Consider the following 15,661-nt stretch of genomic DNA (forward strand, 5'->3'; position numbering starts at 1 on the left):
CTTATTCAGTTACATTTGCAGGTGCATTTGGAAGAATTGACTCTACTTCACTGTGTGGACGAGGAATTACGTGAACTGATAATACTTCTCCAACACGCTCTGCTGCTGCTGCTCCTGCGTCTGTGGCTGCCTTAACGGCTCCAACATCGCCTCTTACCATTACAGTAACGATTCCGCCACCAACAAGTTCTTTTCCTATTAATGAGACATTCGCAGCCTTTACCATGGCATCAGCCGCTTCAATTGATCCTACCAAGCCTTTTGTTTCTACCATACCTAATGCATCGAACTTCATAATCGTTCCTCCTAGTTTGTATGTAATTAAGCGCTTACATAACTTAACGATTTAAATATAGAACCTCCCCTTATGGTAGGGTCAACATTAATTTTGACCATTGTGTATTTTTTCACATCTAAGCTTATTTGGCACGCTATTACTTTTAAAATATTGCACAAAAATTAAATCATGATTTCGGTATAAATGCCGTTTAAACAGGATTCTTCGACTCATTTGTTAGTAAATCAGATAATCAAATACCAATAAAAATAAATTTGAAATAAAAAAAATAAATTATTTTGAATGATCTATTTTGGAATAAAAAACACATTTTGTGATTTATTTACGATTTTTTAAAAAAATATTCCTAAATATTTTTTGAATTGGAATAATTCTTAAAATGCTGATATATCAGTGGTTTTAGCAAAATAAGTTTAAAAATATACCCAATTAAGAGAACCCTTACCTGCGGGTACGGGTATAATGAATTATATATATATGGAATAATTATTCCATTCTGTTTTTATTAGTAATTCAAAATATATAATAAAAAAACCTCAAAAATTAGTTTTTGAGATCAACACACTTGATTGCTGATTTAACAAGATAAATCGTCTGTTTTTCTGAATTAATTTCATATTGTGATTTTTTCACTATATGAGTGTTTTAAGACAAAAAAATAAGTTTTGAACTATTTAAATTAATAGCTCAAAACTTATTTTTAAGATATTTTTTCTGCCGGTATCATAATCTCACAGACAAAACTGCTTTCGTCTTTGGTTGCCCAATAATCAACTAGATATCGTTCATACGATTCTGAACTCAACTTATATCCATGATTATCGGCCCAAACCTCTAAATCGTGATACTTAGACGCTGACGTATCTGGAGCGCCTACATTATAAGTGCATAAATACATTTGACCACCGAAGTCGATTGTTGGGATACGATGTGGATCATTCCTGACCGGCTTCTGCATAATCGATGCTCTTGAAATCTTTCCAGCTACCTTCTCCTGATAATTGTTGAATGACAATATCACAGGGCCTGTGATGGCTGAACCGTACTTTTCCAAGTGATTAATCCAAGGTAGATTGATAATTGAATCTTTATAATTGTACTTAAAATCTTGTTCCAAAGAATAATATTGTTCCTGTTCTACGTACTTCAAAGTAATACTCGAAATCCCATTCTCAACGGCTGTGTTACCCTCATGTAACATACCAACCCAATCATAGATTGCCTGATAGCGATTCTGAAGCTCTCGTTCCTCTTTCTTTAACTCATCTAACTTAGTAAGGAAGTTCCGTTCATGAAAGAAGCAGTCACAAGTATCCCCAACACCATTCATTTCCTGTAGATGAAAGCCCATTTGCTTGTAATATTTCAAAATTGGGACCGTGTTTAAGGTATCGTCGCTATAATAGCGATATCCGTTGTCTGGACTTACATAATCTGGAATTAGTAGGCCCAGCTCTTCATAAAAGCGTAATGTCTTGCGAGAAACGCCACAAATTTTGGCAGTCTCGCCGATAGTATGGAGTTTATCCATATCTGTTTTAGCCATATCCACTTTACTGCCTCCCAACTAACTAAATAACAACTATCGCGAATGCAATAGTTGTTTCATCCGTAGTAATATTGATCTACCTGTTTAACCAGTTCAAATTATGATTACATTTAACAAAGTTGTCAAGCGCTTTCAAAAACTGACACGTAAACGTCATAATGCTTTTTATAATAACATACTTTTTTGAAATTTTTTTCTCATTTTGTATAGTAAATAAAAAATTTCTTTAATTAACATAATCAATTAACGAGATTAATTTTATTTTATGATAACTTTAACAACTTCAGTCCCAGAATTAACCTTTCGATCAAGCGTTTGATACTTCATATAACTAACTGCAGGCATATTAGTAATAATAACCATAACGTCTGTCTTTTTACCGGCTTCTTTAACTTTTGACAAGTTCATATCAGCAAATGTTTCACCATGAACAACTTTTTGTCCTTCAGTAACTATGACATTGAATGGCTCACCCTTTAGCTGAACTGTATCGATTCCCATGTGAACTAGAACTTCTAATCCATTAGGAGTTGTAATGCCGATAGCATGCTTGGTAGGAAAGATAGTTGAAATCTCTCCATCGACTGGTACAACAATTTTTCCGTCGCTTGGAACAACTGCATAACCATCACCAAGCATTTTTTGTGCAAAGGTCGGATCAGATACATTCTCAATATCTTCTAATTCACCATTGCCTATACTATAGAAGATATCCGTCTCACCTGACTTGATATTATCAGTTGTTGGTGCTATTTGTTCTTCCTTTTTAGTAGATGTAGCAGTAGTTACAGCAGCATTTTCTTTATACAATTTGCTCAACTCATCAGCAACAAATTGTACTTCCGTTCCAATAACAATTTGAATATTATTTTTATCCAGAATATTGATACCGGCCGCACCAGATGTCTTAACTGTGGCTTGATCAACTTTGTCGGTATCAATTAACTGTAACCGGAGTCGAGTCGTACAATTATCAATGACTTTGATATTATCATGACCACCAATACCGGCATAGACTTTTTTGGCGGCAGTCATATATTTATCATCGTCGGCAGATGTTTCGACTGCGACTGAATCATCATTAGCTGTTTCTAATGGTTCACGACCAGGTGTCATGAGATTGAATTTTTTGATAGCAAAGTTAAATCCGAAGTAATAAATGAATGCCATAACTACGCCCTGAACCAATAGCATCAAGGGATGATTGGCTATTGGCATGTGTAAACTCAATATGTAATCAACGAGACCAGCACTAAATGTAAATCCAGCTGTCCAATGCATGAAAGCTGCGAATGCCATCGATAATCCGGTGAAAACAGCATGGATCACGTATAGTGGCCAAGCAACGAACATAAATGAAAATTCTAGTGGCTCTGTGACGCCAGTAAAGAATGAGGCAAAAGCACCGGCCATCATCAATCCGGCAGTGGCCTTTTTTCGTTCCGGTAAGGCATTCTGGTAAATAGCTAACGCCCCAGCCGGCAATCCAAACATCATAACGGGAAAATATCCTGCTAGATACATGCCTGTAATACCTTTTGTACCTTTGTTTGCCCAAAAATTACCAATGTCGTTGATCCCGGCAATATTAAATTCAAAAACTTGATTAAGTGCTTGGTGTAAACCAGTTGGAATCAGCAAGCGATTGAAGAATCCAAACAATCCAGAACCCCATGGTCCCAGTTGAACGAAGAACTTGCCAAATGTAATTAGAGCGTTATATAACGTTGGCCAAACAAATAGCAATATAACCGTAAATAATAGCATAACCAGTGAAGCCATGATAGGCACTAATCTCTTACCACTGAAGAATGATAATGCCATTGGCAATTTAGTTTCGTGGAATCGATCGTATAACGCCGCTGCGGTTAATCCAGCAATGATACCGATGAACACATTACCCGATATAGCATTAAATGCTGGATCAACATTTTTAACGTTGATACCTTTTAATAAGGCTACATTTGCTGGAGCTAACACTCCAACTGGAACAATATAGGCTACTACACCGGCCAAAGCCGAGGCACCGTCTTTCTCCTTAGCCATCCCCAGTGATAACCCAACCGCAAACAATAGTGCTAGTTGTCCAAGAATAGCAGTCCCACCTGCTTGTAAGAATTGTGCTAGAGCCCAATTGGCTGGCATCCAGTGTCCAATACCTACAAGAAGGGCTGCTGCTGGCAAAACAGCAACAGGAAGTTGAAGTGATCGTCCCATTCTTTGTAAATATGTTTTCATTTTTTCGTTTTCCCTCCAAAGGTAATAAAATAAATCAACGAATCCTATACTAATGGTATACCTAAAATATTTCAAGAAGAAATTGCCGTGGTATATACCTATGAAACATCTACACGTTTTTTCATAAGCTTGATAGTGATAATTGGTATACCCCAATATCAACAGAATTATAATTGAATATAATTAATTTCTAATAAGTTTATTAAGATTGACATAATCGTAATTACCTGTTAATTTATATATATAATATTTCTAAGGAGTGGAACTGGACTGAAAACGAATATCGCAATTATCTCCGGTACTAAAAGTTAATTACGTTTATTTAGGGCGCACTGCTATTGGGCAACGCGCTTTTTTTAACCCTATTTTCAAAAAACAAATAAATTATATTAATATTGAGGAGAAACAATAATTGGAAAAGAAATTTTTTCAAATGGGATTAGATGAACTAAAGGAACAAAATAACTTTGAGGATTTTAAACAAGGACTATCCGATACAGAGGCTGCGCAACGCTTAGCCACTGATGGTCCAAATAAACTTGAATCACAAAAAACGCCAAAGTGGAAAGTATTCATACGTCAATTCAAGAGTATGGTTATCTACGTGTTGATTGCTTCGACGCTGATCACCCTACTGATGGGCCACTACTCAGATTCGATCATTATCGGATTAGTAGTTATCATCAATGCGTTGATTGGATACTATCAAGAAACTAATGCCTCTGATGCACTAGAAAAAATCAAACAGATGCTCTCAACCGATGCAACTGTCTATCGAGAGGGCCAGCGAAAAGATGTTCCGGCTGAAGAACTAGTTGTTGGTGATCTAGTCTTCTTAGAAGCCGGTGATAATGTCCCAGCCGATCTTAGAATCGTTGATTCCGATAACTTGAGAATTCAAGAGTCGGCTCTAACGGGTGAAGCTAATTCGGTCGAAAAAATTGCTGAAGGTATTAATGAAGAAACCGTCGCACTTGCCGATCAAGACAACATGGCATTCGCTTCGACTGCGGTTACTAACGGTAGTGGTACTGGATTAGTTGTTGCTACAGCTGCAGACACAGAAATCGGTAAGATTTCTACTTCGGTTAGCTCTGTTAAACAAAGAAAGACTCCACTGATGACTGTCATCGATAAATTAGGAACGAACACTTCTTACTTCATCGTTGCTGCCTCAGTTGTGATCTTCCTAATTGGTTTTATCTTTGATACTTATTCACTATCTGTACTTGCGTTAGCCGTTGTTGCCATGATGGTTGGTGCTATACCCGAAGGATTACCTGCCACAACCTCAGTTATTCTTGCCAAAGGTGTTAGTGACATGGCTAAGAATCAGAACACCATTGTCAAAACTTTGCCAGCGGTTGAAACATTAGGTTCTGTCGACGTTGTTGCAACTGATAAGACTGGTACGCTGACAAAAAATGAAATGACCGTAACTGATATTATGATCGATGATGAAGAATATCAAGTTAGTGGAATAGGTTATCGACCAGAAGGTCAAATCACCAATAATGGTCAACCAGTTGTAATAGACGAAAAACTTCAATTATTATTGGAAGCTGGTTATGAAGCTAATGATACTGATTTGGCTGAAGAAGACGGACATTGGGTCATCAACGGTGAACCGACCGATGGTGCCTTCTTAACTCTTTATCACAAAGTTGTCCCCTTCGGTACAGCTGATAAATATGAAGAACTAGATATCCTACCATTCGACTCTGACTTCCGTTATATGGCCAAATTAGTAAAGAATAAAGACGATAATCGTTTATTGTTCGTTAAAGGATCACCTGACAAATTGCTAGAAATGGCTCAAAAGAACGATTCTAACTTTGATTATGACAAGTGGTTTGAGCTGGTTAAGCGATTCTCTGAAGAGGGAAAACGTGTTATCGCGGTTGGTTACGAAAAACAGCCTAATACACTGAATGAAATAACTCACGAGATCATTACTGACGGTCTCAACTTCTTAGGATTAGTGGCTATCATTGATCCACCTCGTGAAGAAGTAATTGAGGCTCTCAAGGTCATGCGCGCGGCTGGTGTTGAAGTCAAAATGATTACTGGTGACAATGCCATAACTGCCAAAACTATCGGTGAGAAACTTGGCTTAGCAGAAACTATTCATGCCATAACTGGTCCTGAATGGGATAAGTTAACTGACGAAGAACGCATTAAAGCTGCTGACAAAAATCAAGTTTTCGCAAGAACTACTCCAAGCAACAAGATTGAAATCATCGAAGCTCTACAAAAAAATAATAAAGTTACCGCTATGACTGGTGACGGTGTTAACGATGCTCCTGCCTTGAAGCGTGCCGATATCGGTGTTGCTATGGGTATTAAGGGTACGGACGTTGCTAAGGATTCTGCTGACATGGTCCTAACCGATGATAACTTTGCGACTATCGCAACTGCTATCAAAGAAGGTCGTCGTATCTTCGACAATATCAAGAAGAGTATTCTCTATCTGTTACCTATTTCATTCTCTGAAGGTCTGATTGTGGCCTATGCAATCTTAACTAAGAACGAGATTCCATTACACCCTACTCAACTTCTTTGGATCAACATGGTTTCAGCTATCACGATTCAATTTGCTTTGATTTTTGAACCATCTGAAGAAGGAATCATGAATCGACCACCACGTAAAACTGGTGCTAAATTTATGAGCCGACATGATGTATTTCAGATGACCTATGTTGCAATACTTATCGCTGGTGTCAGTTTGGTTGTTGACGCTTGGTTGATTGGTAACGGCGTTAGTCAAACTATCGCAAGCACGACTATGGTCAATGTGTTAGTTGTTGGTAAAATATTCTATCTATTCAACATCCGTACGCCAAAACTTGCTCTATCAAAAGAATTGTTCTCCAATATGTATGCCTTTGTTTTCGTAGGATTGATGATTATCTTGCAACTTATTCTCACCTACGTACCCTTCATGCAAGATATTTTCCATACAGGTTCAATCGGACTACCCGAATGGGGCCTCGCTGTTATCGGTGGAATAATCGTGCTCGCAGTCGCTGAGTTCGATAAAATAATTAGACTATTGATGAATAGAAAAACTGCATAATAAAAGACGCTCCAGCCATCTGGCGGAGCGTCTTTTTATTGTGTTGCAACTAACGGATAGTCATTATCCAAAATATAACCGAAACCTCGAACCGTCTTAATCCAAGTTGGTGATGAAGGATTCTCTTCAAGCTTGTCGCGTAAATGACTAATATGTATATCGATCGTACGGCTTGATCCCGCAGCATCATATCCCCAAACACCGGACAATAGTTGTTCTCGACTTAGAACCTGCCCTCGATGTTGCATCAAATACCACAAGAGACTGAATTCCTTAGGTGTCAATCCTAAATCCATTCCCTCATGAGATACTCTAAAGTGCTTCAGATCTATTGAGAGATCATGGCACTGAACAGTATGTTTAACATCTTTAGCAATTTTTTTCTTAGCTTGGTTGACGGCAAATTTGTCATAGACCCAAAACAATTGTTTAAATTTTGAAATCAGTTCCGGATAAGATAATGGTTCTACTAAATAAGCATCAACATTAATATCATAAAATAATTTACATTCATCCTTTTTCTTTGTTGGAGATAAGACCACGATAGGACCATCGATTTTATCACGAATTTCTTTTAAAGTATTCAATGATGTTTTTAAATCAGTTGTCGATAAGTCCCAGATCAGGCCAGATACATCGTCATCATTTATCATCTCAACAGTCTTCTCAGGCGTTGTCATATTATGAATGAACCATCCCTGACTATTGCAGTAACTGTTCATTTCAATGAATAATGGCAGATTTTTACTCAATAATACCAATGGTCGCATAGATCCAACCTCTTTCCGCTCATAAATATTGCGTCTTCCCTTTGTGTAACATGATTATAACTTATAATCGTATGGCCGTAATCTATTTTGCATAAAATGAGCATTCTATTTTGATATAGACCAATACAAATAGAATAATTGTCCATTCGAGCAAATTCAAACAAATTTGTTTATACATCAATTATAAAAATATAAATACAACATTTACACAATCTTTACAAACAACAAACAAGTTTTATACATCATAGAGTTATATTTGCATCATGTACTAAATATTGTTAGTAAGGGGTTAGTTATGAAAAAGAAAAATATCATTTCTGCGATCCTTTTATTCGGTGCTTTCATCGCCGTTTTAACTGGATGCAGTAACAATAGTAAGAGTAGTTCTAGTTCATCAGATTCCAGCGCATCAGGCAAAATCACTGCGGTCGGATCAACTGCTCTACAACCTTTAGTAGAAAAGGCCGCAAGCAATTTCCAAAAAGACAACAGTAAAATCAGCATCACCGTTCAAGGTGGAGGTTCTGGTACAGGTCTTAGCCAAGTACAAGATGGCTCAGTTGCCCTTGGTAACTCTGATATCTTTGCAGAATCAAAAGACGGTATCGATGCTAAGAAGCTTGTCGATCATAAAGTTGCTGTAGTTGGTATGGCTCCAGTTGTTAACAAAGAAACAGGCGTTAAAAATCTAACAATGGATCAATTAAAGAAGATCTTCACAGGTAAAACCACTAACTGGAAAGATGTTGGTGGTAAAGATCAAGAAATAACAGTTGTTAACCGTGCCGAAGGTAGTGGTACTCGTGCAACATTTGAAGACGCTGTTCTCGGTGGCGACAAAGCTGTTAAATCACAAGAGCAAGATTCAAACGGTACTGTTCAAAAAATCGTTGAAAGTACACCAGGTGCTATCAGTTACCTAGCATTCTCATACATCAACGACAAAGTACAAGCTGTATCAATCAACGATGTTAAACCTACAGATGCAAATGTTGAAACAAATGCTTGGCCTATCTGGTCATATGAACATATGTATACAAAGGGTGAAGCTAAAGATGCCACAGCTAAATTCTTGAAATACATGGACTCAAGTGCAGTTCAAAAAGACCTTGTTGGTAAGATGGGATACATCAGTATTCATGACATGAAAGTTCAAAAAGATGCCAAAGGTACTGTTTCAAACAAATAATTCTGAGGGGCTTTGACTTGTAGCATCGCTGACGGTCAAAGTCTCTTTTTCATGTCTCAATTTATAGGAGGCTCTAAATGTTATGGATGAAATTCAACGTAAATTACAGCAAAATTCAAAGGCCACCCGAGAAGACCATTTAGGTAGAACTATTTGTTATATCTGTATTGGTCTGATCATTGCATTAGTGACTTGTATTCTATATTTTATAGCTTCAAAAGGAATTGCCACATTCACAAAGGACCATGTCAATGTCTGGCAATTCTTGACTACCTCTAACTGGGAACCAACTACCATGGACAGTAAAGGCCGACCAATTGTCGGTGCACTTCCAATGATAGTTACTTCGTTCAGTGTCACTCTTCTGGCTGCATTAGTCGCAACGCCATTTGCTATCGGTGTTGCTATCTTCATGACAGAGATATCCGCTAAACGTGGTGCTAAATTACTTCAACCTGTTATCGAACTATTAGTCGGAATCCCCTCAGTTGTTTATGGATTCATCGGACTATCATTGATTGTTCCCTTCATCAGACATATCTTTGGTGGAACAGGTTTTGGTATCCTTTCAGGTACATTAGTACTATTCGTAATGGTGCTCCCTACTATTACCACTCTGACTGTTGATAGCCTAAAGGCTGTTCCTATGCATTACCGACAAGCTTCATTAGCCTTGGGAGCCACTCGTTGGCAAACTATTTACAAAGTTATTTTGCGGTCAGCAACTCCCGGTATCTTAACGGCTATCATCTTCGGAATGGCACGTGCTTTCGGTGAAGCGTTAGCCGTACAGATGGTTATCGGTAATGCTCTCTTGATGCCTAAGAATCTTGTCTCACCCGCATCAACCTTAACTAGTAAACTTACTACCGATATTGGTAATACTGTCATGGGAACTCTCCCAAATGACGCATTATGGTCATTAGCCTTGATTCTCCTACTAATGTCTCTCTTCTTCAATATGTTAGTAAGATTCATCGGAAAGAGAGGTAACATAAAAAATGCATCCTAAACGTACAGACAAAATAGCCACAGGAATTATTTATGCAGTTGTTGCCACTGTGGTCGCTATTCTAGTATTCTTGATCGGATATATTTTGTACAACGGAGTACCTGACATAACTTGGCACTTCTTAACATCCCAAGCACAGTCATTCAGTGCTGGCGGTGGTATCCGTGACCAACTATTCAACTCACTCTATCTATTACTTTTAACACTAATAATTTCCTTTCCAATTGCCATGGGAGCCGGTATCTATCTAGCCGAATATGCCAAAGACAATTGGATAACTGATATTATTCGTACATCAATTGAAGTATTGAGTTCCTTACCTTCCGTTGTTGTCGGATTATTCGGCTACTTATTATTAGTTAATCAACTTAACATGGGATTCTCGATTCTTTCAGGTGCTATCGCCTTAACATTCTTCAACTTACCATTACTTACTAGAAATATTGAAGAATCACTTAACAGTGTTCCTAATCTTCAAAAGGAAGCCGGTATTTCCCTTGGATTATCTGACTGGAAAACTATTACTAAGATTATTGTTCCCGAAGGATTGCCTGGTATCTTAACTGGTGTGATTCTTAGTTCTGGACGTGTCTTCGGTGAAGCTGCTGCATTAATCTACACAGCTGGTCAAAGCGCCCCATCAGTCTCATATACAAACTGGAACATCTTTAACGCCAACAGTTTTCTCAATCCAATGCGCCCTGCCGAAACACTAGCAGTTCATATTTGGAAAGTTAACACTGAAGCTGTCACTCCTGATGCCCATGCAATTTCTAGCGGTTCATCTGCTGTATTGATCATCGTCATCTTGATCTTCAATCTAGGTGCCAGATTCATTGGTAACCACATCTATAAAAAAATGACCGCAGCAAAGTGAGGTATTACTTTGAAAACATATGATTTTAATGACAAATATATCATCGACTTAAAGTCAGAAATGGCAATTGAAACTGAAAATATTCAAGTTTCATATGGTAAAAATCAAGCCATTTTTGATACCAGTTTGAAATTTCCAAGATTCAAAATAATTTCTCTTATCGGTGCCTCAGGATCAGGTAAATCTACCTATCTCAGATGTCTCAATCGCATGAACGATAAGATTGCGACCGTTGATGGAAAAATTATGTATCGAAACGTTGATATCAATGATCCAAAGACTAATGTTTACGAAGTTCGAAAACACATTGGAATGGTATTTCAACGTCCCAATCCATTCGCCAAGTCAATTCGAGAGAATATCCTTTTCGCACTTAAAGAAAATGGTATCCATGATAAAAATGAATTGGAAGAAAGACTCGAGATGAGCTTACAAGATGCTGCACTTTGGGAAGAAGTAAAAGACGAGCTAGATACTAGTGCCTTAGCATTATCTGGTGGACAACAACAACGTCTTTGCATCGCTAGGTCAATCGCAATGAAACCAGACGTGCTGCTATTAGATGAACCAGCGAGTGCACTTGATCCTATCTCAACTTCCAAAATCGAAGATACAGTTCAATTATTGAGTAAAAATTTAACGATCATCATCGTGACCCACAATATGCAACAAGCATCCCGTATCAGTGATTACACTGCCTTCTTCCATATGGGACACATTATTGAATACAATCAAACTAGAAAAATTTTTACTAAGCCTAAAATAAAAGCCACCGACGATTACATCTCCGGTGACTTTGGATAAACAAAAGTCGTGTGATTACGAAATCACACGACTTTTTTAGTGCCTTAAAACTAATCTATACTCATCTTCATTTTTAGTTTCTTTAATATGATATTTGTTGGCAATAATACGACGTAAATTATCAAGTTGCTTAGTACTTGAGCTCCTAAACAAGCTCGTTACCTTAGCTAATGGATTAGGCTTAACTTCCACTTCAACATTTTTCGTTGAATACAGAACTGAGCGACAAATCTCATAGGCTTCGCCGATTACATAAATATTATTTTGACGAGAATAAACTAATTCAAATAATTCTGTTTGATCTGAGACCTTCATAATTTAACCACTCCTAGTGACTTCATTATGACATAATACGGTCTCATGTACTACATCTTAGAGATTATCTCCCTTAGCACGAAGTAATTCTCCAAGTGAAGGTTGATCTTTTGGATCAATGTTGTACTTTTTGGAATATTCATCAACTGCATCTTTACCGTACAACTTCTCATCAAGTGGCATGAAGGCTGTCGCAATTGGATCTTCTTGCTTGATTACAGCATTGATAACGATAGGTTTCTTATTTCCAGATGCTTGTAATTTCTTGATCTGATCAAAAACATCATTAGCTTCTTTGATATTAGTAACAGTGAAACCAATTCCACCAAGTCCTTCAGCAACTTTAGCCCAATCAGCTCCAGTTAGATCAACACCATACAAGTGTTGCTTAGTAGCAACTTGTTCGTAATAAATGAAGCCTAATCTTTCATTAGACAAAACAACATTAACAACTGGCAATCCATAACGTGCTTCAGTAATAATATCTGGAGCAACCATTGAGAAACCACCATCACCTGACAACGTCCAGGCTTGGCCATCCGGAACACTCAAAGCACCTGCAATTCCGGCTGGAAGGCCGAATCCCATTGTTGCAAATAATCCTGACAAAGCAAAACGTTGATTCTTGTTCATTGGCAATCCACGAACACCAAATTCGGAAACATTTCCGGTATCGACACCATAAGTATCATTAGAACCGGCCATTTCAGCAATCTTGGCTGTGATTGTTTCTGGATTCAAACCATCACTGTCATCCTTGGCACGTGCAGCAATCCATCTATCCCAGTTGGCTTTGTTAGTTTGGTTAGACTTCAACCAGTCACCTGCTGGTAGTGTTTCACCAGTTTCAATTAATGCCTTCAAGTAACTTTCTGCATCAGAAATAACTGCATAATCGACATCAACTGTCTTACCAATATCATATGGATTGTTATTTACTTCGATAATCTTCAAGTTCTTTGGCCAGAAACCTGCAAATGGGAATTCTGAACCTAAAAATAGAATCAGATCAGCGTGTTGTAATGCTTCAAAACCTGACTTGCTGCCAAGACGTCCAAAGGTACCGATAAAATTAGGATGGTCAGTGCTAATAACACCAGTTGCAGGAACTGTATTCATGATTGGCAAGTTGAATTGCTCTGAGAACTTAGTCAATGTCTCACGAGCACCTATTAATCCACGGCCAGCATAGACTAATGGATGTTTAGCTTCTTTTAACATCTTCAAAGTATTAGCTACATCTTCGGGATTGATTGTTTGTGAATAGTCATTTTCAACGACCTTTGGTGTCTTAGGTGATTCATAATCAATCTCGGCTGCAGTGAGATCTTCAGGCAAAGTAACCACGGCAACACCCTTTTGACGGTACGCTTCACGAATTGCCTGATTGATAACGTATGGAATTTGTTCGGCTGTTGTAACGGTACGATTATATACGGCCACATCAGCGAACATTGGAGTTTCGTCCATCTCTTGGAAGTAGTTAGTATTCATAGTCGTTTGTGGAACTTGTCCAACTAAGGCTAAAACAGGAACATGGTCCATCTTGGCATCATACAATCCGTTGAACAAATGTGTTGCACCAGGACCGGCTGAACCGAAAGCTACACCAATTTTACCAGTAAATTTGGCGTCAGCTGAAGCAGCGATTGCTCCAACTTCCTCATGACGCACTTGAATATACTTAATCTTATCTTTTTCGAGATATAGTCCCTCAACTGTATGGTTGATTGAACCACCAGGGATACCGTAAACGTGATTTACACCCCACTCTTCAAGAACTTTAACTAGTGCTTGACCTGCTATCATTTTTGCCATAATAAAAACTTCCTTCTATTAAACATTTTTATTCTGAAAACGAATTCACGATAATCTTGCCAATAATAACAAAATTTGTCAAAGATTCTTTCTCGATAATTATTTATTTTAATTAAATTAATTGTTAAATTCATTTTTCTGGAAATATGTTTAAACAAGTATTAACATGGTCAAAAATAACGAACGGTGGTGTTACTTATGCAAGTATTTCAAAAGAAAGATATTAATGACCTACTGAGTCAAACTTCCCCCTTGAAGCGAACCTTGCATACTTGGGATTTGACCTTCCTTGGAATTGGGGCAATTATTGGAACAGGTATCTTCGTTCTGACTGGTAAGGGGGCTTTGACAACTGGACCTTCACTTGCAGTTTCATTTTTGATTGCAGCAATTTGTTGTGGATTCGCGGGATTGTGTTACGCTGAATTTGCTTCAATGGCACCTGTTGCTGGATCAGCTTATACTTATTCATATATTTCCTTCGGCGAAATCATTGCCTTCATCATTGGTTGGGACTTAATTCTTGAATACGCTCTTGGTGCTGCAACTGTCTCAGCTGGTTGGTCTGGTTACTTCGTCAATTTAATGGATAATCTTGGCATCCATATTCCCAAGATTTTGACCGCAGCCGCTGGTACAACCCCTGGAGTAACAACTTATTTCAACTTACCAGCATTTTTGATTATTTTATTAATTACTTATATTTTGGCAAAAGGTATCAATACTACGAAACGTGTCAATGATACGATGGTTATTATTAAATTGGCGGTCATCATTCTGTTTATTGTCTTTACAGTTTGGTATATTAAGCCTCAAAATTGGAAACCATTCACACCTTACGGATGGTATTCGTTCCACAATGGAACAGCTGCTGGCGTAATACCGGCAGCATCAATCGTCTTCTTCTCGTTCATCGGTTTTGATGCAGTTTCATCCAGTGCTGAGGAAACTGTCAATCCCAGTAAGACTTTGCCACGAGGAATCATGTTTTCACTTGGAATTTCTACCGTACTATATATTGCAATGACTTTAATTATGACTGGTGTCGTTAAATACACCGCTTTTGCAAAGTTTCTTGATGCTCCAATTCTGGCAGTTTTGAAGGCAACCGATCAAACTTGGCTAAGCATTATCGTCAGCATCGGAGCTATTCTTGGCATGACAACAGTTATTTTAGTCCAACTTTATGGTCAATCACGTATTACCTATTCAATGTCACGCGATGGGCTATTTCCAAAGTTCTTCGGGGATGTCGACTTACAACATCAGACACCATACAAGGGCACTTGGTTCTTCGGTATCATTACCGCTATTACTGCGGGTTTCATAAACTTAAATATTCTTTCTGAACTAGTTAACATTGGTACCTTGACAGCCTTCATTCTCGTATCAGCTGGCGTATTGTGGATGAGACACAAGCATCCTGAGATTCGCCGTGGATTCCGTGCACCGGGAGTTCCATTTACACCAATCATTGCTATCGCTTTTTGTTTATTATTGGTAGCTGGACTTAATTGGGAAACTTGGTTGAGATTTGTCGTCTGGTTCGCAATTGGATTGGTTATTTACTTTAATTACTCTTTTAAGCATTCTAAATTGAGAAATTAAATTTATTTTCTATTTTTTAGTTTTCTTTAAGGAACAAAATGTATAATTTATCCAAACAAATAATAAGTAATCTGTTATTTGCCATGTAATCCTACTTTAAGCACTAT

12 protein-coding genes are annotated in these 15,661 nt (G+C 37.9%); 6 read left to right on the forward strand and 6 right to left on the reverse strand.

Annotated elements, in window-relative coordinates; translation table 11 throughout:
* Position 1 precedes the first annotated feature (1 nt).
* From EKM68_RS01380 to nagE, 3 genes are all read right to left on the reverse strand, one after another.
* Positions 2–295, reverse strand: a complete 294-nt coding sequence (locus EKM68_RS01380) for a BMC domain-containing protein (protein ID WP_125587886.1) — start codon at positions 293–295, stop codon at positions 2–4.
* Between the two features lie 703 nt (positions 296–998).
* On the reverse strand, positions 999–1,844 hold the full coding sequence (locus EKM68_RS01385; RefSeq protein WP_125587887.1) for a MerR family transcriptional regulator: 846 nt from the start codon (positions 1,842–1,844) through the stop codon (positions 999–1,001).
* Positions 1,845–2,105: 261 nt separating this feature from the next.
* Entirely contained in the window at positions 2,106–4,085 is a 1,980-nt protein-coding gene (gene nagE, locus EKM68_RS01390) for an N-acetylglucosamine-specific PTS transporter subunit IIBC (protein WP_125587888.1), read from the reverse strand.
* A gap of 412 nt (positions 4,086–4,497) precedes the next feature.
* Between nagE and EKM68_RS01395 the strand changes: the two genes are divergently transcribed.
* Positions 4,498–7,161, forward strand: coding sequence for an HAD-IC family P-type ATPase (locus tag EKM68_RS01395; RefSeq protein WP_125587889.1), 2,664 nt, complete (start codon positions 4,498–4,500; stop codon positions 7,159–7,161).
* Between the two features lie 35 nt (positions 7,162–7,196).
* Here the strand turns inward: EKM68_RS01395 and EKM68_RS13790 are convergent, their stop codons facing one another.
* The gene (locus EKM68_RS13790) at positions 7,197–7,931 is read right to left on the reverse strand and encodes a winged helix-turn-helix transcriptional regulator (protein ID WP_125587890.1); all 735 of its coding nucleotides are present in this window, start codon (positions 7,929–7,931) and stop codon (positions 7,197–7,199) included.
* Between the two features lie 295 nt (positions 7,932–8,226).
* On the opposite strand from EKM68_RS13790, the gene EKM68_RS01405 reads away from it, so the two are divergent.
* The 4 genes from EKM68_RS01405 (at position 8,227) to pstB (ending at position 11,813) form a co-directional block, all read left to right on the forward strand.
* On the forward strand, positions 8,227–9,120 hold the full coding sequence (locus EKM68_RS01405; RefSeq protein ID WP_125587891.1) for a phosphate ABC transporter substrate-binding protein PstS family protein: 894 nt from the start codon (positions 8,227–8,229) through the stop codon (positions 9,118–9,120).
* Positions 9,121–9,202: 82 nt separating this feature from the next.
* The gene (gene pstC, locus EKM68_RS01410) at positions 9,203–10,132 is read left to right on the forward strand and encodes a phosphate ABC transporter permease subunit PstC (protein ID WP_125587892.1); all 930 of its coding nucleotides are present in this window, start codon (positions 9,203–9,205) and stop codon (positions 10,130–10,132) included.
* Positions 10,122–11,009 carry a phosphate ABC transporter permease PstA gene (gene pstA / locus EKM68_RS01415; RefSeq protein WP_125587893.1) on the forward strand — a complete coding sequence of 296 codons (888 nt, stop codon included), beginning with the start codon at positions 10,122–10,124 and terminating at the stop codon, positions 11,007–11,009. Before pstC ends, pstA begins: the two co-directional genes overlap by 11 nt.
* 60 nt (positions 11,010–11,069) lie before the next feature.
* Positions 11,070–11,813: a phosphate ABC transporter ATP-binding protein PstB gene (gene pstB, locus EKM68_RS01420; RefSeq protein WP_225422946.1), complete on the forward strand. Its 744-nt coding sequence runs from the start codon at positions 11,070–11,072 to the stop codon at positions 11,811–11,813.
* Positions 11,814–11,849: 36 nt separating this feature from the next.
* Here the strand turns inward: pstB and EKM68_RS01425 are convergent, their stop codons facing one another.
* Positions 11,850–12,128 (reverse strand): hypothetical protein, encoded by a 279-nt coding sequence (locus EKM68_RS01425; RefSeq protein WP_125587895.1) that lies wholly within the window; start codon positions 12,126–12,128, stop codon positions 11,850–11,852.
* A 57-nt stretch (positions 12,129–12,185) separates the two neighbouring features.
* Positions 12,186–13,946: a thiamine pyrophosphate-binding protein gene (locus EKM68_RS01430; RefSeq protein ID WP_125587896.1), complete on the reverse strand. Its 1,761-nt coding sequence runs from the start codon at positions 13,944–13,946 to the stop codon at positions 12,186–12,188.
* 198 nt (positions 13,947–14,144) lie between these two features.
* Here EKM68_RS01430 and EKM68_RS01435 point away from each other — a divergent pair, with 198 nt between their 5' ends.
* A complete protein-coding gene (locus EKM68_RS01435; RefSeq protein WP_125587897.1) occupies positions 14,145–15,554 on the forward strand; it encodes an amino acid permease in 1,410 nt (469 codons plus the stop codon).
* The last annotated feature ends 107 nt before the right edge of the window (positions 15,555–15,661 follow it).

This window comes from Companilactobacillus jidongensis, from assembly GCF_003946575.1.
In the GTDB taxonomy this organism is placed as follows: domain Bacteria; phylum Bacillota; class Bacilli; order Lactobacillales; family Lactobacillaceae; genus Companilactobacillus; species Companilactobacillus jidongensis.

Coding starts and splice junctions, on each gene's coding strand:
- EKM68_RS01380 (WP_125587886.1), bottom strand. CDS start 295: ATGAAGTTCGATGCATTAGGTATGGTAGAAACAAAAGGCTTGGTAGGA.
- pstB (WP_225422946.1), top strand. CDS start 11,070: ATGGCAATTGAAACTGAAAATATTCAAGTTTCATATGGTAAAAATCAA.
- EKM68_RS13790 (WP_125587890.1), bottom strand. CDS start 7,931: ATGCGACCATTGGTATTATTGAGTAAAAATCTGCCATTATTCATTGAA.
- EKM68_RS01405 (WP_125587891.1), top strand. CDS start 8,227: ATGAAAAAGAAAAATATCATTTCTGCGATCCTTTTATTCGGTGCTTTC.
- EKM68_RS01385 (WP_125587887.1), bottom strand. CDS start 1,844: ATGGCTAAAACAGATATGGATAAACTCCATACTATCGGCGAGACTGCC.
- pstC (WP_125587892.1), top strand. CDS start 9,203: ATGGATGAAATTCAACGTAAATTACAGCAAAATTCAAAGGCCACCCGA.
- pstA (WP_125587893.1), top strand. CDS start 10,122: ATGCATCCTAAACGTACAGACAAAATAGCCACAGGAATTATTTATGCA.
- EKM68_RS01425 (WP_125587895.1), bottom strand. CDS start 12,128: ATGAAGGTCTCAGATCAAACAGAATTATTTGAATTAGTTTATTCTCGT.
- EKM68_RS01430 (WP_125587896.1), bottom strand. CDS start 13,946: ATGGCAAAAATGATAGCAGGTCAAGCACTAGTTAAAGTTCTTGAAGAG.
- nagE (WP_125587888.1), bottom strand. CDS start 4,085: ATGAAAACATATTTACAAAGAATGGGACGATCACTTCAACTTCCTGTT.
- EKM68_RS01435 (WP_125587897.1), top strand. CDS start 14,145: ATGCAAGTATTTCAAAAGAAAGATATTAATGACCTACTGAGTCAAACT.